Source organism: Streptomyces sp. CB02980 (assembly GCF_014451325.2).
Classification (GTDB): domain Bacteria; phylum Actinomycetota; class Actinomycetes; order Streptomycetales; family Streptomycetaceae; genus Streptomyces.
This window is the reverse complement of the sequence record NZ_JACSCH020000002.1, coordinates 729265-751221: the sequence shown is the minus strand read 5'-3', so window position 1 is coordinate 751221 and position 21957 is coordinate 729265. Positions and strand designations below refer to the sequence as shown.

Sequence of the window (21957 nt, the reverse complement as noted above, 5' to 3'; positions counted from 1 at the left end):
CATGAGCCCCGTGGGCAGAGAATACGGAGCCCACCGGTGGAGTCCAGGCCCTGTGTCCGGCATACGGACAGGGTGCCCCGGCGGGACGGCACCCCGAAACGCCAGAACGCGCCCGTGGTATAGACCACGAGCGCGTCGCTGACCAGCAATGATGCTGATGTGGGGGGTGGTTCAGTGGTGGAGCGGTGGCGCCTTAGAAGGTCAGGCTCCACGAGTTGATGTAGCCGGTGTCACCCGTGGCCACATCGCGGACCTGAAGCTTCCAGGTGCCGTTGGCGACCTCGCTCGACGCGTCGACCGTGTACGTGGTCAGGACGTTGTCGGCGCTGTCCGAGGAGGAGGACGCCTTGAGGTTGCGCACCGTGCCGTCGGGGGCGACCAGGTCGATGACCAGGTCCCCGCGCCAGGTGTGCTTGATGTCCACGCCGACCTTGAGGGCGGCGGGAGCGTTGCCGGTGCGGCCGGTGACGGCGATCGAGGACGACACGGTGGCGTTGTCCGAGATCGTCACATCGGTCGCGTTGGTGAAGACGGTGCCGGCCGGCGGGGTGGTGGTGACGGCGTCGACGGTCTTCGCCGTGTCGGCGATGCCGGTGCCGCAGCCGCCGGTGCAGGTGCCGGGCAGCGGGCGGGCGTTGGCCTTGATCGCGGACTCGATCTCGGCCGGGGTGAGGGTGCTCTTGGCCGACTTCAGCAGGGCGGCGAGGCCGGCGATGTGCGGCGCCGCCATCGACGTGCCCTGGTAGGGCTTGTAGTTCTCGGCCGACTGGGTGGTCGCGCCCGAGTTCAGCGTGGAGTAGATGCCGTTCTCGGGGGTGGTGACGGTGCCGGGCGTGTCGGTCGAGCGACGGGTCTCGCCGCCGGGCGCGGCCACGTCCACGATGGCGCCGAAGTTGGAGTAGTACGACCGGTTGCCCTCACGGCTGGTGGACGCCACGTTGATGACGTTCGCGCAGTTCGCGGGGGTGAATCCGGAGGCGTTGGCGTTGCTGTTGCCCGCGGCGACGACGACGGTGGTACCGCGCGAGACGGCGCCGTTGATCGCGGTCTGGTAGACGCTCGGGCAGGTCGCGCTCGCGCCGCCCAGGCTCAGGTTGATGACCTTCGCCGGGGTGGCGTTGGCCGGGACGCCCGGCACGGTGCCGCCGGAGGCCCACGTGATGGCGTCGGCGATGTCGGCGGACGAGCCGCCGCACTTGCCGAGCACCCGCACGGGCTGGATCTTCGCGTTGTACGCGATGCCCGCGATGCCCTTGGTGTTGTTCGTGACGGCGCCGATGGTGCCGGCCACGTGGGTGCCGTGCCAGGAGGAGTTCGAGGCCTTGGAGCCGGTGCCGCACTCGTTGTCGGTGGCGTTCCAGTCGCCCTCGTCCTTGGCGTCCGCGTCACGGCCGTTGCCGTCGCGGGCGTCGGCGGAGGTCGAGATGAAGTCGTAACCGGAGACCACGTTGCCCGCCACGTCCGAGTGGGCCGCGTAGCCGGTGTCGATGACGGCGACGGTGACGCCGGAGCCGGTCGTCTTGTCCCAGGCCGCAGGAACGTTCATGCCGCCGGTGGGCTCGAACAGGTCCCACTGCTTGGTGTAGTCGGTGTCGTTCGGCGTGACCGCCATCGCGTAGGCGCGGATGTCGGGCTCGACCGAGGCGACGGACGGGTCGGCGCGGAACGCGGCCATGACCTCCGTCAGGTCCTGCTTGGTGGCGCTGTCGCCCAGGTCGACCAGGGCGCCGCCGCCGGCGAGACGACGCTCGAAGGAGAGCTTCTCGCCCGTCTTCGCGGCCTTCTCGGCCGTGTCGCTCTTCGCGGCGGTGTTCGAGCCGGCCTCGGCGGCCTTGCTCTTGTAAGTGACGATGACCTTCTCGACCGGGGCGCTGGGGAGCGCCCGCATCGTCTGCGAAGCCGGTGCGGGCTTCGGGGTGGCAGCGCCCGGGGCGGCGGCGATCGCCCCGGTCGTGGCAGCGGCGCCGAGGATCGCGGCGCTCGCGACCACGGATATGACTCTCCGCCTGGAACCGTTCAAGGTGTGGCCCTTTCGAGTACGACGTAGCTGCGGAGCAGTGGCGGCGGCGCGGGACACCGGGGCGAAGTGGGGTCGCGATCCGGCATTCCCTGGGCTGGGGGGCCCGTGCGCCGCCACCGGCGCGACGGCCCGGGTCAAGGCCGTCACCGGCGGATGCCACCCTCCGCATGCACCTGTCAGGGTGCGGTCGGGGGATGATATCTGCCGGTGCGGAGGACAGTAGGGAACGGGGGGGTGAACCCGATACGGGGAAAACCCTTGTCACCCCTCACGGGGCGGCGGGGGTCCGGTGAGGGGAGGTGCGACCGGGGGTGCGGGCACGGGAGTCGGCGCCACGTCACCCACGCGTCGAGCGGCGGGAGTACGCCCGGTCGGCGGGCCGAACAGGCACGTTTCGGCGGGCAGGTACGTACCTGCTCAACGGGAAAGGTACACACCTCTCCGGGTGAGCCCGGAGGTGGCCCCACGACGGGGCGGCCGGGAGCAGCCGGCGGCCGGCGACGAGGTCGGGACGGGCGCGGCCTCAGCCGAGTTCGAGCGTCGTCACCCCGTACACGCGCTCGCGTGCCACCGGGCGGACCGGGCCCGTGTACATCCGGGCCGTCTCGAACGTCGGCTCAAGACCCCGCTCCTCGGCCAGCCGCGCCGCCGCCGGATTCGACTCCGGCATGTCGACCGCGATCCGCGCCGAGCCGAACTCCCGCGCCTCGGCGGCGAGCGCGTCGAGCAGGGCGGCCGCGTCGGCCGGGGTGTCCGCGAACAGCGGCCCCACCCGCGCCTCGTCCTGTGCCGGCCGGACCACCCCGTACCCGGCCGGACGTCCGTCGACGATCCGTACCAGCGCACGATGGCCGGGCGTGGCCAGCCAGGCGGCCAGGAACCGCGGCCGGTCGGCGTGATGGCAGGCGTCGTCGTACGCGGCGAGGGCCGCCGGGTCCACGGACCCGGCGGGCACCACACCGGTCACCGGGGCGTCGGGGACCGGGACCTCGCCCACGTAACGCGCCGTGCGGTACGCCGTCGCGAAGCCGGAGCGCCGGTAGTTGTCCTGCTGCGCCGGCACCCCGTCGAGTCCGACGGACCGGTCGCCCGCGTGCGCGAGCGCGGCCCGCCAGGTGGCCAGACCGTGACCGAGGCCGCGGAGTTCGGGGCGTACGAGATAGAAGCCCAGGAAGGCGTACGCGTCGTCGTAGGTGACGACCGAAATGGCGGATACGGGCTCCCCGTCGACCCGGCCGAGGAAGAACCCCCGGGGATCCTGCGCGAAGAACGAGGCGGCGTCCGAGAGCCCCGGGTTCCACCCCTCCTCGGCCGCCCAGCCGCGCACGAGCGCCCAGTCCCGCTCGGTGGCGGGGGAGACGGACAGCGAGCCGGAGGAGGTGGAGGCCATGGGGGATCCCTTCAACAGCCGGGAGCGGGCGCGTACTCGATCGGGAGACCGGGGAACCGGGACCAGGGGACGGGACCCGGGGAAGCGGGACTTGGGGACGGGGCACGGGGACCTGTACACCTGGGGAACTGGGGAACTGGGTGAAACGCGGACAGAACCCCTGCGGAAACCGGGCAAAGCGCGCCGAGCATAGCGCCCCGCGCGACCGCCCCCGCCCACGGCCGATCGATTCCGGCCGCGGCCCGGCCGCGGCCCTCGGCGGCTCGGCGGCGGCCCGGCCGTGCGCCGCCGTGGGCCCGGATCCCGCCGTCAGTGGACGAGACGGAGGCGCGGCCCCGCGACCGTGAGGCGCACGGTCTGGCCCCATGTCAGCTCCAGCGCGTCCGACTCGACGCCGTCGCCGAACACCACCAGCCGGTCCGACTCGACGGTGAGGCGCAGCCCCTGACCCGGGTCGAGGAGGCCCTCGACCCGGCTCGTTCCGGTGGTCGGGGACGGCCACGCCTCGCGGACGAACCAGGCGAGCCGGGCATCCGCCGGCGCGGGCAGCGCGAGCGCGCTGGAGCGCTGCTCCCACAGCGACCGCAGCCAGCCCGTGGCCCCCGTACCCGTGCCGACGAGCACCCCCGACGAGGCCTGGGCCTCCGGCGGCAGCTTCGTCGCGTCGAGATCCAGGGTGTACCGGGCGGTCTGATGGCCGCGCGGCCCGACGTAGATCTCGTTCAGCGCCAGGAGCCGCTGCGCGTCGTCGGTGACGGCCTCCACCATCGTCAGCTCGTCGACCGTCGCCCCGGCCCCCGCCGCGTACGGCAGCAGGCGCCGTGCCCGGTCCGCCCGGTGGCGGACCAGGACGCCCGGATTGCGCCCCGGGTCGGCGTCGATCCCGATGACGGGCTGCCCGGTGAGGTACTTCGCCGCGTTGGCGACCAGACCGTCCTGCCCCACCACCACGACCACGTCCTCGGGCCCGAACAGGAACCGGTCCAGATCGGCGCGCTCCACCCTGGTCTGCCGCCAGGACAGGGGCACGGCGGCCGCCACCTCGGCCAGCGCCCGGTGGGTGCGCTCGTGCCGCTCGCGCACGGCGTCGACCGAGCGGCCGCGCGCGGAGAGGAAGAACGCGGCCTGGCCGTGCGTACCGTGCCGGGCGAGCAGCTCCTCGTACTCCGTGGTCCGGTGCACGAGCACCGCGCGCGGCGCGAGGCTCACGGCCGGGCCCCGCCCTCGCCGAGCTTGGCGAGCAGCCCCGTCAGGACGTCGGGCGAGAGCGTCAGGTGCTCGATCCGGGGCAGGTTCTCGGCGGCGCGGGACACGGCGAGCGCGTGCAGAGTGGCGGGTTCGACCTCGGCGTGCGCCCGCAGCCACGCGGACTGCGCTCCGGCGCGCGCCTGCCCGACCTCGCGCGCCGCCTCCGCCTCGGCCCGCGCGAGGCGGACCTTCCGTACGGCCTCGGCCTCGGCCCGTACGGCGTCGGCTGCGGCGTTCTCCTCGGCCTCGCGGCGGGCGTTGGTGCCGTGCTGCTCGACGAGCCGCTCCTCCTGGCGGGCCAGCTCGATCTTGCTCGCCAGTTCGTTCTCCGCGATGGCGCGCTCGCGTTCGACGGCGACCGCGCGGCGCTCGTACGTGGCCCGGTCGGCCTCCTGCTGGATCTGCTCGCGGGCGGGGGTGCGCAGGGCGCGCTCGACCTCGGGTTCGGGGCGGATCGCGACCACCCGGACGGCGACGACCTCGATGCCGGTGGACGGAAGGCGGGGCTCGGCCGCGAGTCCGGCCGTGACGCGGTCCCGTACCGCCGCCACGCCGTCGACGAGCGCCTCGGCCAGCGCGGTGCGGGCGAGGACGTCGAGGGCGTGCTGCTGGGCGGTCTCGGTGAGGAGGGTGGCGATCTGCTCCAGCGGAGTGCCGCGCCACGCGCCCGTGTCGGGGTCGATGGAGAAGTCGAGCCGGGTGGCGGCGGCCGCCGGGTCGCCGATCCGGTACGTGACGGTGGACTGGACGCTGACGTCCTGGAAGTCGGCGGTCCTGGCGTGGAAGGCCATGGCCAGTTCGCGGTCGTTGACCGGGACCTCGGAGAGGGCCGCGGTGAGCGGGCGGAACCAGAAGCTCAGTCCCTCGCCGTCGTGCACGAGCTTGCCGCGGCGCTGGTGGCGGATGTGCGCGGTGGGCGCGGAGCGCAGATGGCGCCAGCCGGCCCGCCGGGTGATGTCGGCCATGAAGAATCCCCCTTGTCGTCATGTTGACGATAGTGGGGTTTCCGGGTTGTCGTCAAGATGACGAATTCAAGGTCGTTCGCTGTTGAGGGGAGAGTTGCTCGACGTGTGACGGGCCTCAGCCCGCCGCCGGCGCGTGCGCCGGCTCGGCGCCAGGCCCGGCCAGATCGGGCAGGTCGAGCTGGGGTGCGGTCGGCTGGGGTGTGGTCGGCAGGGGTGTGGCCGGATCGGGTCGGGCCGAACGGCGGGCGGAGAGGTCGTGGGCCGAGCGGGGTGTGGGCACCGACCGGAGGATGGTCCACCGGGCGGGCGTACGCGTGCGCGTGGAGCCCGGGTTCCGGGGCCCGGACGGCGTCGTGGGGTCGGGCGGCGTCGTGGGCCGGCGCGACGTGATGGGGTCGGGCAGCGCCACGGCCTCGGGCGCCGACACCGCCACCACCTCGGGCGCCGGCGTCGCCACGGCCTCGGGCATCGGCACCACCGTCTCGGGCATCGACACCGCCACCGTCTCGGGCACCGACACCGCCACCGTCTCGGGTGTCGGCATCGCCATGGCCTCGGGCATCGCCACTGCCACCACCTCGGGGTGTGCGGCCGGAGCCGCTTCCGGGGAGTCACCCTTGGTCAGCAGCACCACGCCCCGCGCCGCGACCAGGGAGGCGCCGGCCGCGACCAGCCAGCCCCACGCGCCCGCGCGGAACGTCTCGCCGAGCAGTGCCACGCCGATGATCGCGGCGGCCGCCGGGTTGGAGAGGTTGACCACGGCGAGCGGTGCCGCGAGGCCGCCCCGGTAGGCGGCCTGGGAGAGCAGGAGGCCGCCCGTCGCGAAGCCCGAGATCAGCACCGCGAGGAGCGCGGTCTGCCACCAGGCCGGCGTGCCGCCCGGCAGTTCGAGCGCGAACGCGGCCGTCAGCGTCTGGGTGAGCGCGGAGGCGACGCCCGAGGCGATCCCGGAGGCCGTGGCGTGCCCGAGCCCGCGAGGCGCGTGCCCCTTGGCCGGGTGCCGGCCCGAGGCGAGCGCGACGATGAGGAGCGCCGTCGTCGCGGCGACGACCAGGGACTCGCGCAGGCTGAGGGCCTCGCCGGGCTCGGTGGGACCGGTCACCGCGACCAGCCCGACGAGACCGGCCAGGGTCCACAGCGCCCCGCGCCACTCGGTGCGGGTCACCCGGCGCCGCGCCGCGTACGCGCCGAGCGGCAGCGCCGCCACCAGGGTCAGCGCGCCGAGCGGCTGGACCAGCGTCAGCGGCCCGTAGTGCAGGGCGGCCACATGGGCGAGGGCTCCGGCGGCGTTGAGCCCGACCGCCGACCACCACTGCCCGCGGGCGAGCAGGGCGCGCAGCGCCCCGCGTCCGTCCTGGACGGGGGAGGCGGCGGCGAGCCGGGACTGGGCGACGGCGGCGAACGCGTATCCGCCGGCGGAGACGAGCGAGAGGAGCACCGCGACGACGGTGCCGGTGGCGGGGTTCATCGGAGGGCTCCGACCGGCAGAGGCGTCGTACCGACCTGACGCGGCACGGGTGGGGGCGCCGTCCGGCGGCCGGGGGCGCGGACGGCGAGCAGGGCGAGACCGAGCAGCGCGGCGGCGGCGAGCGCGTCGAACCAGTAGTGGTTGGCGGTGCCGACGATGACGAGCAGGGTGAACAGCGGGTGCAGCAGCCACAGGACCCGCAGGCGGGACCGGGTGGCGGCGATCAGTCCGATCGCGACCATCAGGGCCCAGCCGAAGTGCAGCGAGGGCATGGCCGCGAACTGGTTGGCCATCGAGTCGGTCTCCGGCGTCGCTCCGTACACCGAGGGGCCGTAGACCCGTGCGGTGTCGACGAGCCCGCTCGCGGCGAGCATCCGCGGCGGCGCGAGCGGCATCAGGAGGTGCAGGGCGAGCGCGGCGCCGGTGACGAGCGCGAGGACGCGGCGCGACCACACGTAGTGGGCGGGGCGGCGCAGATACAGCCAGACGAGGAAGGCGAGGGTGGCCGGGAAGTGCACGGCCGCGTAGTACGTGTTCGCGGCCCGGATCAGCGGTTCGCCGTGCAGGAGCAGCTGCTGGATCGTTCCCTCGCCCGGCAGGTGGACCGCGCGCTCGGCGTCCCAGACGCGGTCGGCGTTCCGGAAGGCGCGGGACTCGTGGCCGTTGGCGAAGAGCCGGCCGAACTTGTAGACGAGGAAGAGCGCGGTGACGAGCGCGAGCTCGCGCAGGAGGGGCGGTCTGGCGGACTCGCCGCCGTCCCCCTCGCCGCTCCCGTGCTCGTCGAGCCCGGAGGGGACGGGGGTAGGCGTCAGCCCCGATCCGGCAGGACGTGGTCCTCGTATCCCGCGTATCCCGGCAGCCATCGCGCGGCCCTCTAATCACTCAAATCGCCAACAAACGGAGTGAGCCTAGATCCGATTTCATCGAGACGCAAGCGTCTCGATACGTTTGCGTCTCGATTGTGCACCCCCTACTCTCGTATGTGCAGAGACAGAGGTGTCCGGGAGGGATCGATGTCCACGTCCACGTCCGCGTCCACGGCCGCGTCAGCGACCACATCAGCGTCCGCGTCGGGGTCGGCGTCCACGGAAGCCGCCACCGCGGCCGCCCGCCGCAGCAAGATCACGCCGGAGCGCGAGACGGAGCTGTACGACGCCGTGCTCTGCCTCCTGCGTGAGGGCGGATACGACTCGGTGACCATGGAGGGCGTCGCGGCCCGCACCAAGTGCGGCAAGGCCACCCTCTACCGGCAGTGGGGCACGAAGCCGCAGCTCGTCACGGCCGCGCTCGCCCAGCGCCGCTGCACCGTCTTCACCGGCATCGACACCGGCACCCTCGTGGGTGACCTGCGCGAGGCGGGCCGGATCGCCGCCTCCCACCGCGAGCGCGACGCCGAACTCATGGAGGCCGTCGCCCAGGCCTTCATCCAGCACCCCGACCTGCGCGCCGCACTCCGCGAGACCGTCATCGCCCCCGAGGTCGCGGCCATCGACGCGGTCGTGGCGCGCGCGGTCGAGCGGGGCGAGGTCGCCGCCGACAATCCCGCGATCGGCTTCGTCGCCCCCTGCTTCCTGGGCATGCTCCGCATCGAGCGGCTCTTCGAGGACCGCTTCACGGACGTCTCGACCATGCGGACCTTCGTCGACGCCGTCCTCCTTCCGGCACTGCGCGTCGAGGGGTGAGTCGCGGGCCGGTTTGTCAGGCTGGAACCATGCCCGCAGAGCCCACACAGCCCGCAGAGCCCCATCGGCCCGCCCGGTCCGCCCCCCGAGTCCGCGTCCGCCGGATCTACGAGACCCCCTCGCCGGACGACGGCGTACGGGTCCTCGTCGACCGGCTCTGGCCGCGCGGACTCGCCAAGACCGACGCCCACATCGACGAATGGCCGAAAGCGCTCACGCCGTCCACGGAACTCCGCCACTGGTACCACGGAACCGAGGGTGAGTACGAGGAGTTCCGCAGGCGCTACGAGGCCGAACTCGAGGCCCCCGACGCGGCAGCGGCCCTCGACCGCCTGAGGAGCCTCGCGGCGAAGGAGACGATCACCCTCCTGACGGCGGCCAAGGACCCCTCGGTGAGCCACACGTCGGTCCTGCTGCGGGAGCTGGACCCGGGGGCGGGGGCGTAACCCTCAGGCCCGGTCCAGCCGCAGCCGGGGCGCCTCGGAGGCGGCGTCGACGACGACGGCCGGGCGGGCGGATCCGGCCGCACCGGCCTCTCCGCCCGCACTGCCCTCTCCGCCCGCACCGGCTTCTCGGCCCGCACTGGCCCCTCGGCCCGCACCGGCCTCTCCGCCCGCACCGGCTTCTCGGCCCGCACTGGCCCCTCGGCCCGCACCGGCCTCTCCGCCCGCACCGGCCCCTCCGTCCGCGTCCGCTCCTTCGGCCTCTCCGTCTCCGGAGGCGCGGTCGGCCAACTCCCGTGCCCACGCCGCGAGTCCGCCGGCATCGATGCCGTACACGGCCGCGGCCTCCGCGCTCCCCGGCCCGCCCGCGAGGCGGTCGGCGCCGCGGCGCAGCAGCCGTGCCCCGCCCGCCGTGTTGCCGCGGGCGGCGTGCGTCAGGCCCACGGCGAGCTGCGCGAGGCCCTGCCACAGGTCGCGCTCCGACTCGGGGCCGGACTTCCAGGCGTCCTCGAAGACCTCGTGCGCGTGGAAGGGCATCCCGGCGTCCAGCAGCCGCTGCGCCTCGCGCAGGGTCTCCTCGGGAGTGCGGACGACACCCTCGGGCTGCCGGGGCACGCCCTCGGCGCCGTACGGCAGCGGACGGCCGAGCCCGTCGCGGGGACGCGCGCTACGAGCCCGCCCCTCCTCGTCGCGATCCCTGCCACGGTCACTCGCTGTCCGGTTCACCCGTCCATTGTCGCCCCCGGGGCGATCGGGCCCGCTAGGCTCGACGGTCCACCGCACACCGGCCGCGTGGGTCGCGCGGGCCGGTCATGGCAGCAGCTCTTGTGGGGAGAGTGAGTCACCGGTGCCGTCGGATCCTGAACAGCCGTTGCACGCAAGGTCGTTGGAAGCGCTTTCGTGGGTCGGCGCGGAGCGTACGAAACCCGATGCGGACCCGGCGCGAGGGTGCCTCCTCCTCGAACGCGGCCCGGAACTCGCCGCGGCCGCCCACGCGGTCGACGGCCTCGTCGCGGAACCCGCGTACGGCGGGGGCGTCCTCGTCTACCGGGGAGAACCGGGCATGGGCAAGACCGCGCTCCTCGCCGAGATCGGCCGCAACGCCCGGGACCGGTGCACCGTCCTGACAGCCCGAGGCGACGAGACACACACCTCGGTCCCGTTCCATGTCACGCGCCAACTGCTCCGACCCGCCCTGGCGGCCCTGGACGGTCGGGGCGAGGAGACGGTCCACGGTCTGCTCCCCGGCCAGCTCGACCACGTCGACGATTTCGACCGTGTCGCCCCCGCGCTGGGTCTCGCACCGCCGCCTCCGCCCCCGGCCGCACCCGCCGACCCGCAGGGCGTACGGGGCGGGCTCGTCCGGCTTCTGGACGGCCTGGCCGAGCGGCTGAGGGACCGGCCGCCGGTGCTGCTGGTCGACGACGCCCAGTGGGCCGACGCGGAGTCACTGGCCTGGCTCGACGCCTACACCCGGACCCGACAGGACGGGGGCCTCCCCGTTCTGGTCGTTTTCGCGCACCGTCCGCTGTCGCCCGAGCCTCCCGAGCCCGGCGTACCCGCCACCCTCGCGGCGCTGGGCGACCGCGCGGTCCTGACCCTGAGCCTGGAGTCACTCACGCCCGAGGCCACCGCCGTACTGGCCCGTGACGCGCTCGGCCGGCACGCGGACGAACCGTTCTGCCACGAACTGTGGACGGTGACGTCGGGGAACCCGTACGAGACGGTCGAACTGCTCGCGAAGGCCCGCGAGGGGAAGGTCGAGCCCGTGGCCGAATCCGCCGTCCTCCTCCGCGAGCTGGGAGCGGGGGCGCGCGGTGGGGGCCTCGTGGCCCGTCTCGAGGCACTCGGCGCCGGCCCGACGCGTCTGGCGTGGGCGATCGCCGTGCTCGGCACGGACAGCACGCCGCAGCTCCTGGGAGCGCTCACGGGGATGGGGCGGAGCGAGGTGGCGGCGCACACGGACTGCCTCCGTCGAGCGAGGATCGTGACGGCAGCGAGTCCGAAGGGAGTACCGACCACCGCCACACGCACCACCCCCACGCCGACCACCCCGACACCGGCGCCGCCCACCCCGACGAGCCCGCTGGAGTTCACGCATCCCCTGATCGCGACGGCCGTGTACGTATCGGTGCCGGCAGCGACACGGACCGCCCTGCACGGGCGCGCCGCGCGGGCGCTGGCCGAGGCGGGCCACGGTCCGGCCGCCGCCTCCCGACACCTCCTCGACGTGCATCCGGCGGACGACGAGGACGTCGTCCGCCGACTGCGGGCCGCCGCCGTCGAGCACCTGGCCGTCGGGGCCCCCGACGCGGCCCGCCGCAGCCTGGAGCGGGCCCTCGCCGAGCCGCCGGGCCCGGACACGTACGCCACCGTCCTGTACGAACTCGGCTGCGCGTCGCTGCTCACCGCGCCGGCCGCCACGGTCCGGCACCTCCGCTCGGCGCTCGACCTGCCCGGCCTGGACGACGCCCTCCGCGTCGACGCCACCTACCGGCTCGCCCAGGTACTCGCACACAGCAACCAGCTCGGGGAGGCGGCGAGGACCGTCGCGGCCGAGGCGGTCCGCACCCCACCCGGCACCGGCCGACGGCGCCTCCAGGCGGCGCACTTCATGTACGAGGGGTTCCAGGCCGCCGAGGAGGACGGGCCCGGCCGCTCGCGTCGCCTCGCCGAGCTCACCGCGGACTTCACCGGCGCGGACAACGCGGAACGGGCCCTGCTCGCGGTCCGGGCCTTCGACGCGATGCTCAGGGGCGAACCGGCTGCCGAGGTCGTACGACTCTGCGACAGCGCCCTCGTCGACGGCGCACCTGCCCGGGGCCTCGCCTGGACCGACACCACCTGGGGTTTCGAGATCCCGGCGCTCACGGGCATCGCGTACGCGTTCGCCGACCGTCCCGACCGGGCTGAGGCGCTGTTCGCCGAGGCGGTGCGTGCTTTCGAGATCTCCGGCTGGAGCGGCGCCCACCTGGCCTTCGCCCACACCCTCCTGGGCCTGGCCCACCGGCGGCGCGGAGACCTGCCCAGGGCGCAGCACCACCTGGAGGAGGGCCTCCGCCGCGCCGACCGGGTGGGCAGCGGGCTCCCCGTCCACTGGGACACGGCCTGCCTCCTCGTCGACACCCTGCTCGCCCGGGGCCGTACCGCCGAGGCCCGGGACGTCGCCGACCGCTACGCCTTCGGCCCGCCCTGGCCGGGCGCGATCGTGCTGCCCGACGGCCCGAGCGTCCTCGGCCGCCTCCTGCTGGCCGAAGGCCGGCGCGAGGAGGCGGTCCACACGCTGGAGGCGGCGGCCGAGGCGCTGACCGTCCGCGGCCGCCACCACGGCATCTGGGCCCCCTGGCCCTTCGACCTCGCCCGTGCCCTCGCCGCGACGGACCCGGACCGCGCGGCCCGCATCGCCACCGAGGCCCACGCCCACGCCGAACGCCTCGGCACTCCCACCGTTCGCGGCGAAGCGCTCCGCTGCCTGGCCCTCTTCGCCACCCCGGCCGAGTCCCGCCGCCTCCTCACCCGCGCCGTCGCACACCTGGCGGCGTCCCCCTCCCGCTACGAGGAGTCCCGAGCGCGCCTGGACCTCGCCCACGCGACGGGCTCGGCCACCACCCTCGCCGAAGCAACGTCCCTGGCCACCACCTGCGGCGCGGTGACAGCCCGTGCGTCAACCCACCCTCCGGAGTGAGGTAATGTTTTCCCTGCACGCCGACGAGGGGGAAACCCCGAAGAGACGCGCATCGGGACGTGGCGCAGCTTGGTAGCGCACTTGACTGGGGGTCAAGGGGTCGCAGGTTCAAATCCTGTCGTCCCGACTCGAAAGAGTCGCAGGTCAGAGGCCGTTTCAGAGCAATCTGAAACGGCCTCTGACTCGTTTTCGGGGACCGGTTGGGGACCAACTCGCCTTGACCGCGTCAGCGCGCGACCACAATCGCGCTCGGCAGGGACCGGGGCGCGCGGAGCACACTGAGGTGGGCCGAGAGGGCGGCGCCAGCGGCGGTGATCTTGTGCACGTCGGGGTGCAGGTATCGCTGGGTGGTGGTGAGCGAACCGTGGCCCGCGATCTTGCGGAGGACGTGCACCTGGACCCCGGCGTCGGCGAACCAGGTGAGTCCGGTGTGGCGGAGATCGTGGCGGCGCTGGTGCTCGTAGCCGAGCTTCAGGACGACGTCGTCCCAGTGCGTCGCGTCGCGCAGGACCGCGGTGGAGATGCGGCCGCCTCGGGGGCCGGTGAACATGCGGGCGTCCGGATCGGGGCCGGCAGCCAGAATGCGCTGGGCGACGAGGGGGCGAATCTCCTCGATGATGGGCACCTGGCGGGCCCGCTTGCCCTTCGTCCCCTTGTCGACGAGGCCGCCGGGAGCGGGAGTGGTCTGGCGCCGGACGGTCCAGATCCAGTTGGTGGTGTCGATGTCACCGGCCCGGCAGCCGGAGACCTCACCGATGCGCGCAGCGGTACATGCGGCGAAGAGGACGACCTCGCCCCAGCCCCGGTACTCGCCGTGGGAGGCGGCCACGAGTGCGTCGGCCAGCTCGACGAGCGCCTCCCAGCCGGGGAGGGCCAGGGCTCGCGGGTCGAGGAGCTCGTCCTCGGCCTGCTTGTAGAGCTTCTGCCAGCCCGTCACGCGGGCCGGGTTGACCTTGATGATGCCGTCCCGGACCGCCTGCTCCATGACACGGACCAGGACGGCGATGGTGTTCTTGACGGTCGAGCGACCGTGCTCGTCAGCGATCCAGTTCTGCACGGTGCGGTCGATGGCACCGTTGGTGATCATCCGGACCGGCAGATGCCCGAGGGCCGGCACTACGCGTACACGCCATCCTGAGAGGTAGGGGTCGCGCGTCTTCAATTCCAGACCGCGTAGGGCGAGTTCCATGTTCGTTTCGCCGTAGTCGGCGAGCTTCATGGTGGCCACCGATGGGGCGAGGCCGGCCTCCGCTGCCTCGATGATGGTTTGGATCCACGCCTGTGCTTCTTCTTCGCTGTCCTTTCCCTCGGACACGGACTTCCGGCGCTTAGTCGTGGGGTCGAACCAGCGGACGCGGGCGCGGTACGGGTTGGCTCTATTGGGCCTGTATTCGACGTCCGTGGAGAGGCGTACGCCGACAGGAACGGTTTCTATATGGGCCATCAAGCCGCCCGGCGAGGGGTGATGCGGCGGCTGTGCAGCCATTCCTCTATGTCGATCGCGCTGTACATGACGACACGCTCCGAGATGGAGACGAACGGCGGGCCCTGGGGCGGCTGAGCGGTTCGCCATCGACGCAGAGTCGAGGTGTCGACGCGTAGGTGAGTGGCGAGGTCCTTGGTCGAGTACCAGGCACTGGCGAGGAGGGGCGGACGGTTGTCAGTCGGGTCACTTTGGTACTGGAGCGTGGGGTGCGCGGCGGCCTCCATGTCGGCGTTCGGTGCGGCGAAGTCCATAGGGGATGTGGGCTCGTGGGGCAAGGGCGAATGGTCTCCGGGGGACGGAACACTAAACGGATTCGTGTAAGAGTCCAGAGACGGACGGCACAGTTCGCGAAGGGAGAACGAACCGTGGGGCGAGGGTGAGCCCGTCGGTTCGAACTTCTTACCGAGGTCATCCGAAGGTGCTCCGTGGATGGGCGAGGGCAATCAATCGTCCTTGGAGCCCGACCGCAAGGTCCGGCTCGGCTTCCTGCCCGAGGGGGAGGACGACGGGCTGTGGCGCATCAGCGCGTACCGCGACAGATTTGGTCCGCCCGTCTGGGGTGTGTGTTTCAACGACATGGCGCCCACGGAGTTCGTCGCCGCCTTCACCACCGCCCTGGCCAAGGCGTACACAGCTGGCCCGCACACGTACCTGGCCCTTCCCCACCCCGAGAACGAGGAACTCGACGCGTTCCAGCCCATGGTGCCGCTGATCCAGCGCGGCTGGAAGATCCAACACCCATGCTGGGGCGTCCTCGCACTCCAGTCCCCCGACGGTCTGGCCGGCATCGAGTACACCACCGGCGAACTCGACGCCGAGAAGGAACTCACCACCCTGGAGGCGCGCTGGTATCTGTGGGGTGGCCCCAAGACGAGCTATGCCCGCTGGTACGCCACAGCGTCCACGCATACGCCGATCGCGCTCGTCAGGGCCGTCACCGACAGCGTCTCCGACCCGTCGCCCGTACCGCGCTGGAAGGACAGCATGCTGTCCTCGCTGCCCGAGCACGCCCAGCTCACCCCAGCGGTGCCGCCCAGGTCCCCGGCACCCACCCCGCTCGACCTGAAACGAGCCGCTGCCGCTCACCGCGCACCGGCACTCACCACGCGCAGCGTCCCCCGGTGGACCACGGCCACACGCCCGCCGACGAGCCGAGTCCGCTGAGCCACCACTTCCCGACCCGCCCATCCATCAAGGAGCATCACCTTCGTGCACGCCCGTTTCGTCCGCGTCGCCGTTCGATCCCTGGCCGTCGCCATCGCCGCAGGCGCGGTCGGCACTCTGGCCTGGTCACCTGCCCAGGCCGCCCCCGCACCGAGCCCGCTGGGTCCCGGATACACGATCCCGGACTCGGACGGCAACGTCGGCGCCTCGCACATCGGCGCGTACGGCCCGCCCGGTCCAAAGGTCTTCGGCAATGCCGAGACCTACTGCGCGGACCCCGAGCGCAAGGGACCGGCTGACTCCGGTGGGTACAGCGACCCGACGGTGGTCACGTCTTGGACGTCCTCGGTGACTGGCAGGCCGATGCCCCGCGAGAACCTGGCGTACGCCTCGTACGTGATCGGCCGGTACGGGCAGACCCGCGACCACGCCCAGGCCGCCGCGGTCGACGCGGCCGTCTACGAGTGGCTCGCGGGAGGTAGGTACGGGATCCACGGCACTCGGGGCAAGCAGCGCCTCGCCTACCAGGTGGTCTCGCCGACCGCACGCACGCTCGCGATGCGGTACATCGACGAGGCCAAGCGGTACGCCGGCCCGTACGCCCTGCACATCAGCCCGTCGGTCACGAAGACGCATACCGGCCAGAAGGTCAACGTGGCGGTGAAGGTCAACTCCACGCTCACCGGCGCCGCCATCCCCGGCGTCACCGTGCAGCTTGCCGAGTCCGACTCCGGCACGGGCACCGGCACCGGCAAGGTCACTACGGACCAGCAGGGCGCCGGGGCGTGGGAGTTCACCGCAGGGAAGACCGGGAGGGCCACCGTGCGGGGCACCGCCACTGGCTTGCCCGGCTCCCAGCTGAAAATCCTCACCCCGCAGAACCCCGCCGCCCAGCGCATGTTGCTGGCCGGCGCCACCACCACGGCCGAGGACACCGCCACCGTGGAGGTCACCGCAGCGCCCGGCGGCGTGGAGATCCAGAAGAAGGACCCTGAAGGCTCCGTCCTCACCGGGGCGGCCTTCCAGCTGCTCGACTCCGCCGGCAAGGTCGTCGCCGAGGGAGAGACCGACGTGAAGGGCATGCTCGTTCTCGACGGCATCCCGCCCGGCGCCTACCGGCTGCGCGAAATGTCCACGGGCGACACGATCCACGACCTCGCCCCGGACCAGGACGTCACCATCACCGAGGGCCGCACCGCCCACGCCAACCCGCTCGTAGTCATCGACCCCTTCAAGAAGGCCGACTTCCTCCTCCGCAAGACGGACAAGGTCACAGGCAAGACGCTGTCGGGCGCGGTCATCAACATCCGTACGGACGAGGTCGGCACGAACGGCGAGCACCGGCCCGGCAAGCAGCTCCTCGCCCTGACCACAGGCAAGGACGGCACCGCCACTGCGAAGCTTGACGTCACCCTGAAGGCCGGAACCCGCTACTGGGCCACCGAGACGACTGCCCCTAACGGCTACCAACTCGACTCCCAGCCGGTGGTCTTCGTTGCCAAGCCCGGCGAGCACGTCACCGTCACCCTCGCGGACACCGCCAACCCGCCGACCACGCCGTCGCCCACCACACCCCACCACCGCCCACCCAGCAGCCCCCGTCCTTCCCGCCGTCCGACAGCCTCGCCCACACCGGCGCCGAGACCACCCCCTGGCTCCTGACAGGAGCAGGCAGCCTGCTCAGCATCGGCGGTGCCCTCTACCTGACCGCCCGCCGCCGCCGGCGGGCCACGGAGCGCACCGTCGACTGACGACCCTTTGTCTCTTGTGCCGTAAGCGCTGGATCCAACGGGGCGGCCCCTGCTTGCCCAGCTTTGAGGCCGAGCCCAGTGCGGCGAGTGGGGCCGTGAGGATCGTCAGACGTGCTAGGTGACACCCAGCTCGAATGGGCTGCGGAGGGCAGGGGGTCGAATCGGCCGCAAGTCTCCGAGGGCGACAGTAGCGGTGTCTAGCAGTTGGTTGAGGTCGCCTGAGCCAAGGACCTCGACGGAGCACGCCGTGCAGTCGCCGGGACGGACTGTGTGTCCGGCGCCGGCCTCGCCTCGGTCGCGGGCATGCACGAAGGCATCGCTTGGGTAGTCGGCCCGTAGTGCGTGCCATGTGCCGCTGCGCTCGTCACCGAGCAGCCCGGCGGCCACCTCCGGTCGCATCGGGTGGTGGATCCGTCCGTCGACCTCGCGGAGCAGGAATACGCGGTCGACGAAGTCGATCGCGTCCTCCTGAGGGCGATGCTCCGTGTGCCAGGCGAGTGCTTCATCCCGGCTGCCGGGGCCCCAGAGGTAGTCGACTGGATACCGGGTGAGTTCGTAACGGCCGTCGAAGTTCATCCAGTGCGGTTCTTCGCGGCGGCCTCTGCGGTCCCGGAGGAAAGCCCTGATCAGAACGTACTGAGCATCGTCGTCCGAGTGTGGCTGTTGTCGCAGAGCCTCTGGCGATTCCAGTCCTACCCGGCCATCGGGGCCCCAGCTCATCGCCAGGATCTCGCGCGCGAGAGGTGCGGGGAAATGCCGTCCCCCGACGGTGGGCTCCCCCCAAAGCTGATTGACGAACTCGGCGAGATCGGAAAGCGTACGGGCTGCGTCGACGGGAGTGTCGACCTGGTGGCGCGTCGGGTGGGCGACGTGGTTACGCAGGTCGGCCAGCGAGTCCTCGATGCCGATGCTTCGACGGCCCCGAAGCAGGCCCGCGGTACGCGCCCACCGACGCAGGCCGGCGAGCATTCCGTTGAACGGGATGGGTGTGCCGTTCACCATGAGACGCGCCTTGCGTCGTCTCAGCCGCTTAACTAGGTGCGTCACGTCCTCGAACGACGTGACGGTGAAGGAATCGATCTCCTCCGGCTCGGCCAGAGAGAAGGTGACAGTGCCGGCACACGACTCCATGAAGCGGTCGCGCAGGGCTTGTTCGAACGCCAGAAGGGCCGCGTCACTGACCAGCGTGTACATGTCGTAGCAGAGCACACCGTAGGCGTAGACGTTTCGGAGGCGTTCGAAGGACCGGCGAGTCCCTTCGGCCACTCGGTCCGACAGGACCAACTCGGCGATCTGGCTCTGCTGGAACTCGGCGGCATCCTCCGGACGCATGCGGCCTCCGAGACCGAACGGGTTGAAGGCCAACGACATTTCGTCGGCGGCCTGCAGTTCCTGCAGCGGCCGGATCTCCACGAAACACTCCTGACTTCTGGGCAACAGATCAGGATGGCCTGCCTGAGACAAACGTGCCACCCGATTAGTTGAGTTGGGCGAGCCGAGGCGGCCGGCTGTAGGGTCTCGTCCCTTGCGCGTTGGAAGAGCTCAGTGGCCAGCAGGTGGTTCGACTGCCTTACGCCGGTGCCAAGCGCTGCAGTCTCACGTGAGGTGGCATGTCCTCATGAGGGGATTGGGCCAAGATGTTCGAGCTGTATTCCGTTGGTGTGGGGTGTCGCAGGCATCCTCGACTCTGTCGGTATCAGCCGTTGCGGATCGTGGCTCTCCCGCGCTCCGAGACACGTCTCGTTGCCCGGTTCACGCTGAGTGGGCATCCCCCCATGAAGGCCCAGCTTTGGGTTGTCCGCCTACAGAGCTTCCTGAGTATGACCCTCGTCCAGGTTGGGGCTGGATGTCCCAACCTGGACGAGGCAAGACCGTCCGGCAAGGTCCCTCTGATCCTGTCCCGGTTCTGAGCCCCGGAGCCGATCACGCACCGTTGCTTAGGGAAGGTCCTTCGCTGCCTCAGGCAGCGTCATCGCGGGCGGGCGTGCGCACCGCCGAACGGCTTGGCTCACCCGAAACGGAGGGTGGTGCTCACGCACCTGCGGTGGCGTGGAAGCTGGTGATTCGATAGATGAGCTGCTGGTACTGGACCGTGAACCCCATTACCCATTGCTCGCCGAAGTTGTCGATGACGATGACTCTGGGGTCGGTGCGTGCGGTGGGCCGGTGCAAAGCCATGGGCACCGGGAAGGGGCATTCGCCGAAGCGGGACTCGGCGTAGAAGGCGCAGGCTGTCACCATCCGTCCCGCGAGGGCGCCCCTCAAGTGGTACTCGGCCGGTACTTGCCGGAGGAGACCATCCAGTTCGATGATGACGGTGCGGTGCCGTGGCGCCTGAGACGGGGGGCTCGGCTCCTCGATCATCTGGCGACCGCCTCATCCTGCGAGAGGGGGGTGCCGTGGCGCATCCAGGAGCGCATGGCGGCCGCGGTATGCGTCCGGCCAGTTCCATGGGCCCGGTACCCCTTGAAGTTCCAGCTGGTCACCTCCAGGAAGCTGCCCTCGCCGGTGGCGAGGTCCAGGGACAGGTTGAGGAAGACGGGGCGCTTGGCCGCGGCAAAGCCCTTCCAGGTATGGTCCCAGCGGAAGAGCCAACCGAAGCGAGGGTCCTCCCAGATCAGCACTCGGCCGCAGCGGTGCGCTGCTGTGCAGTCGAGGATCCACAGGTCGGCGTGTGCTTCCCGGCCGGTGACTTCCCGTGGAGCCAGCGGGCGGCGCTGGACCTCGGCCCGCTGGCCGCAGCACAGCACGCAGTCCGCTCGACGGTCATGCACGGGAATCTCGGTTGCAACGCCCCAGCTCTTGATCTCTTTGTGCCAGGCGGATTCGGTCACAGCGCACCGGCGTAGCGCAGGAGCTCGGCGTCTTCTTCGTCCAGCCCCAGGGCCTCGGGGACGACCTCGGCGAGGTAGCCAGCGAGCGTGAAGACTCCGGGGAGGCTGTCGATGCCGACCACAAGCCGGTCGTATCGCTTGACCAGAGAGAGGTAGCGATTGGCAGTGGCCCGGTGGTACTTGGCGTCCTGTGCACTGCGCTTAGCGGCACGCTCGGACTGGTCGGCCTCCATGAAGTGACGATCGGCGAGGGGAGGGATGACCTCCATGATGCGGTCGATGTCTTCGATCACCAGTTGCCGGGCCGTCTTCTCCGTCAGCTCCCCGTTCTTATCGATGAGCACCTTTGCCACGACCTTCTCCTCGTCGGCTGCACCGCCGCGCAGACCGGGGAGCGCCACGTCGGTAGGGTCGGCGCCGACGGTGCCGCAGCCGGGGCCCATTTCGGTGTATCCGGGCTCGGCCGGCCCGGGCGGGCCAGTCAGTGAAGCGATAGCGAGCTCCCTGCGGACCTTCTTGAGGGAGGTGGCGCACATGTTCCTGACCATGCGGTTGAACACCGGGCCATACTTGGCGTCGCGTACCTCGAACTTCGAAGAGACGACGCCACACATCATGGCGAGTTGCTCGGGTTCGCTCTTGCGCTTGCGGATGCAGTGCATGGCTTCCTGGTCGAGTACGTCGCGTACCGCGTTGGAGTAGCGGCCGGCGGCGCTGGGGCTGGGCACAGTTGCCTACTTTCCGGTCAGGAGTCGGATGGTGCGAGGGCGCTTCTGCAGGACGCGGTTAGCCCAGGAGACGACGGAGTCGCGGATGGACTCGACGGACTGCCACACGTCGGGGTCGTCGACGTCCAGAAAGTCGTCGGGATCCAGCAGGAGGATTTCCCGGCACTTGTGAGCGAGGTCGAAGTAGCGGATGGTCCAGTCGGCCCGCGGGTCGCGCTCCTCGCTGCCGAGGAGCTCCTGGAGCAGTTCCTCGTCGGGGTCGGGCACAGGGCGCATCTGTTCGCGCACGTATCGGGCGACCTCCCGGTCTCGCAGCATCTCGCGCACGGCGGGTTCGCGCAGGACGCCCAGGACGGCGGCAGGGCTCTTGGTCAGTTCTGCGAGGACGGCCTGGCGGACCTCCTTGCGGTCGAGCTGCGCGGCGATCTCGTTCGGCGAATCCGACGTGCACGCCGTTCCGTCCGCCAGCCCCAGGGCCCTGCAGTACTCCGAGGCGTCCAGCACGGCTGGCCAGCCCGCCCGCTCCGCGCTGGCCAGCCGGCGGAGCAGCAGGCCGACACGGCGTGCTTGCTCCTCCAAATCAGCCACGCAGGCGGTGGTCACGCACTTCCACGGCACCTGCACGGACGTCGTGACCAGACGATCTCGAAGCTCCGGACTGGTCAGCCGCGTGACGCGCACGTACCGCTCAAGGGTGTGGGTGGCGTAGCCCAGTTGGCGCGCCAGCGGATCCAGGACGCTGCTGGCCCCCGTGCCGGACTGGTCGACGATCTCTGCGCAAACGTCGCCAAGGCCGAAGCGCGCCGGGAGCTGCGCCCGGATCGCTTGAAGGTCCTGTTCCGCGCACGCTCTTGCACGTCTGAGCTGCTCGCTGGTGTAGCCGGCATCGGGATTCCCGTCCGGCTGAATCCACACATTTTCCATGAGCGGGGACGCTAGGGGACCAAACCGTCTGAACCTCGTGTGACCCACCCAAACAGCTGGCCACCGAGTGGCCGGGAGACCAAGATCGCAAAAATGTGGGTTAGGGCTGCTACCGCGTGGCGGGCAGTTTGACCCCGAGTGATCGGCGCCCTGAATCTGCCCTCACAGG

18 protein-coding genes, 1 tRNA gene and 2 pseudogenes are annotated in these 21957 nt (G+C 71.6%); 7 read left to right on the top strand and 14 right to left on the bottom strand.

Features of this window, described 5'->3' with window-relative positions:
- Positions 1-193 precede the first annotated feature (193 nt).
- The 6 genes and pseudogenes from E0F75_RS06790 to E0F75_RS06765 form a co-directional block, all read right to left on the bottom strand.
- The gene (locus tag E0F75_RS06790; RefSeq protein WP_194480296.1) at positions 194-1888 is read right to left on the bottom strand and encodes a S8 family serine peptidase; all 1695 of its coding nucleotides are present in this window, start codon (positions 1886-1888) and stop codon (positions 194-196) included.
- A gap of 655 nt (positions 1889-2543) precedes the next feature.
- Positions 2544-3410 carry a GNAT family N-acetyltransferase gene (locus E0F75_RS06785; RefSeq protein ID WP_187621545.1) on the bottom strand — a complete coding sequence of 289 codons (867 nt, stop codon included), beginning with the start codon at positions 3408-3410 and terminating at the stop codon, positions 2544-2546.
- 309 nt (positions 3411-3719) lie between these two features.
- Entirely contained in the window at positions 3720-4619 is a 900-nt protein-coding gene (locus E0F75_RS06780; protein ID WP_187621544.1) for an NAD(+)/NADH kinase, read from the bottom strand.
- Positions 4616-5623 carry an SPFH domain-containing protein gene (locus tag E0F75_RS06775; protein ID WP_187621543.1) on the bottom strand — a complete coding sequence of 336 codons (1008 nt, stop codon included), beginning with the start codon at positions 5621-5623 and terminating at the stop codon, positions 4616-4618. Before E0F75_RS06775 ends, E0F75_RS06780 begins: the two co-directional genes overlap by 4 nt.
- 442 nt (positions 5624-6065) lie before the next feature.
- Positions 6066-7091 (bottom strand): annotated as a pseudogene (locus E0F75_RS06770) (DMT family transporter); the annotation flags it as partial.
- On the bottom strand, positions 7088-7903 hold the full coding sequence (locus tag E0F75_RS06765; protein WP_187621607.1) for a phosphatase PAP2 family protein: 816 nt from the start codon (positions 7901-7903) through the stop codon (positions 7088-7090). The pseudogene E0F75_RS06770 and the gene E0F75_RS06765, both read right to left, overlap by 4 nt.
- Before the next feature lie 201 nt (positions 7904-8104).
- On the opposite strand from E0F75_RS06765, the gene E0F75_RS06760 reads away from it, so the two are divergent.
- Together E0F75_RS06760 and E0F75_RS06755 are read left to right on the top strand one after the other, a co-directional pair.
- Positions 8105-8773 carry a TetR/AcrR family transcriptional regulator gene (locus E0F75_RS06760; RefSeq protein WP_229312546.1) on the top strand — a complete coding sequence of 223 codons (669 nt, stop codon included), beginning with the start codon at positions 8105-8107 and terminating at the stop codon, positions 8771-8773.
- Positions 8774-8802: 29 nt separating this feature from the next.
- Positions 8803-9219 carry a DUF488 domain-containing protein gene (locus E0F75_RS06755; RefSeq protein WP_187621541.1) on the top strand — a complete coding sequence of 139 codons (417 nt, stop codon included), beginning with the start codon at positions 8803-8805 and terminating at the stop codon, positions 9217-9219.
- Positions 9220-9465: 246 nt separating this feature from the next.
- Here the strand turns inward: E0F75_RS06755 and E0F75_RS06750 are convergent.
- Positions 9466-9942 (bottom strand): annotated as a pseudogene (locus tag E0F75_RS06750) (DUF309 domain-containing protein); the annotation flags it as partial.
- A gap of 160 nt (positions 9943-10102) precedes the next feature.
- Here E0F75_RS06750 and E0F75_RS06745 point away from each other — a divergent pair.
- Complete coding sequence (locus tag E0F75_RS06745; protein ID WP_187621540.1) at positions 10103-12901, top strand: AAA family ATPase; 2799 nt, start codon at positions 10103-10105, stop codon at positions 12899-12901.
- A gap of 53 nt (positions 12902-12954) precedes the next feature.
- Positions 12955-13028, top strand: a tRNA-Pro gene (locus tag E0F75_RS06740).
- A gap of 99 nt (positions 13029-13127) precedes the next feature.
- On the opposite strand, the gene E0F75_RS06735 is transcribed toward E0F75_RS06740, so the two are convergent.
- Complete coding sequence (locus tag E0F75_RS06735; RefSeq protein ID WP_187621539.1) at positions 13128-14345, bottom strand: site-specific integrase; 1218 nt, start codon at positions 14343-14345, stop codon at positions 13128-13130.
- Positions 14345-14638: an AlpA family transcriptional regulator gene (locus E0F75_RS06730; RefSeq protein ID WP_229312544.1), complete on the bottom strand. Its 294-nt coding sequence runs from the start codon at positions 14636-14638 to the stop codon at positions 14345-14347. Before E0F75_RS06730 ends, E0F75_RS06735 begins: the two co-directional genes overlap by 1 nt.
- 178 nt (positions 14639-14816) lie before the next feature.
- Here E0F75_RS06730 and E0F75_RS06725 point away from each other — a divergent pair, with 178 nt between their 5' ends.
- From E0F75_RS06725 to E0F75_RS06715, 3 genes are read left to right on the top strand one after another with little or no spacing between them, the layout of a single operon-like run.
- Complete coding sequence (locus E0F75_RS06725; RefSeq protein WP_187621538.1) at positions 14817-15551, top strand: DUF317 domain-containing protein; 735 nt, start codon at positions 14817-14819, stop codon at positions 15549-15551.
- A gap of 45 nt (positions 15552-15596) precedes the next feature.
- A complete protein-coding gene (locus E0F75_RS40380; protein ID WP_229312543.1) occupies positions 15597-17213 on the top strand; it encodes a collagen binding domain-containing protein in 1617 nt (538 codons plus the stop codon).
- A complete protein-coding gene (locus E0F75_RS06715; protein ID WP_229312566.1) occupies positions 17210-17302 on the top strand; it encodes a hypothetical protein in 93 nt (30 codons plus the stop codon). The genes E0F75_RS40380 and E0F75_RS06715 overlap by 4 nt, the downstream gene beginning before the upstream one ends.
- Positions 17303-17416: 114 nt before the next feature.
- Here E0F75_RS06715 and E0F75_RS06710 read toward each other — a convergent pair whose 3' ends face one another.
- The 5 genes from E0F75_RS06710 to E0F75_RS06690 all read right to left on the bottom strand — a co-directional run bounded on the left by E0F75_RS06710 (position 17417) and on the right by E0F75_RS06690 (position 21788).
- Complete coding sequence (locus E0F75_RS06710) at positions 17417-18715, bottom strand: hypothetical protein (protein WP_187621537.1); 1299 nt, start codon at positions 18713-18715, stop codon at positions 17417-17419.
- Between the two features lie 618 nt (positions 18716-19333).
- On the bottom strand, positions 19334-19666 hold the full coding sequence (locus E0F75_RS06705; RefSeq protein WP_187621536.1) for a hypothetical protein: 333 nt from the start codon (positions 19664-19666) through the stop codon (positions 19334-19336).
- Positions 19663-20136 (bottom strand): hypothetical protein, encoded by a 474-nt coding sequence (locus E0F75_RS06700; protein WP_187621535.1) that lies wholly within the window; start codon positions 20134-20136, stop codon positions 19663-19665. Before E0F75_RS06700 ends, E0F75_RS06705 begins: the two co-directional genes overlap by 4 nt.
- Positions 20133-20864 carry a hypothetical protein gene (locus E0F75_RS06695; RefSeq protein WP_187621534.1) on the bottom strand — a complete coding sequence of 244 codons (732 nt, stop codon included), beginning with the start codon at positions 20862-20864 and terminating at the stop codon, positions 20133-20135. Before E0F75_RS06695 ends, E0F75_RS06700 begins: the two co-directional genes overlap by 4 nt.
- Positions 20865-20870: 6 nt before the next feature.
- A complete protein-coding gene (locus E0F75_RS06690; protein WP_187621533.1) occupies positions 20871-21788 on the bottom strand; it encodes a hypothetical protein in 918 nt (305 codons plus the stop codon).
- Positions 21789-21957 lie beyond the last annotated feature (169 nt).

Excerpts from the sequence above, each read along its gene's own strand:
- E0F75_RS06725 (WP_187621538.1), top strand. The coding sequence starts at position 14,817 with ATGGGCGAGGGCAATCAATCGTCCTTGGAGCCCGACCGCAAGGTCCGG.
- E0F75_RS06785 (WP_187621545.1), bottom strand. The coding sequence starts at position 3,410 with ATGGCCTCCACCTCCTCCGGCTCGCTGTCCGTCTCCCCCGCCACCGAG.
- E0F75_RS06790 (WP_194480296.1), bottom strand. The coding sequence starts at position 1,888 with ATGCGGGCGCTCCCCAGCGCCCCGGTCGAGAAGGTCATCGTCACTTAC.
- E0F75_RS06705 (WP_187621536.1), bottom strand. The coding sequence starts at position 19,666 with ATGATCGAGGAGCCGAGCCCCCCGTCTCAGGCGCCACGGCACCGCACC.
- E0F75_RS06690 (WP_187621533.1), bottom strand. The coding sequence starts at position 21,788 with ATGGAAAATGTGTGGATTCAGCCGGACGGGAATCCCGATGCCGGCTAC.
- E0F75_RS06730 (WP_229312544.1), bottom strand. The coding sequence starts at position 14,638 with ATGGACTTCGCCGCACCGAACGCCGACATGGAGGCCGCCGCGCACCCC.
- E0F75_RS06760 (WP_229312546.1), top strand. The coding sequence starts at position 8,105 with ATGTCCACGTCCACGTCCGCGTCCACGGCCGCGTCAGCGACCACATCA.
- E0F75_RS06735 (WP_187621539.1), bottom strand. The coding sequence starts at position 14,345 with ATGGCCCATATAGAAACCGTTCCTGTCGGCGTACGCCTCTCCACGGAC.
- E0F75_RS06775 (WP_187621543.1), bottom strand. The coding sequence starts at position 5,623 with ATGGCCGACATCACCCGGCGGGCCGGCTGGCGCCATCTGCGCTCCGCG.
- E0F75_RS06755 (WP_187621541.1), top strand. The coding sequence starts at position 8,803 with ATGCCCGCAGAGCCCACACAGCCCGCAGAGCCCCATCGGCCCGCCCGG.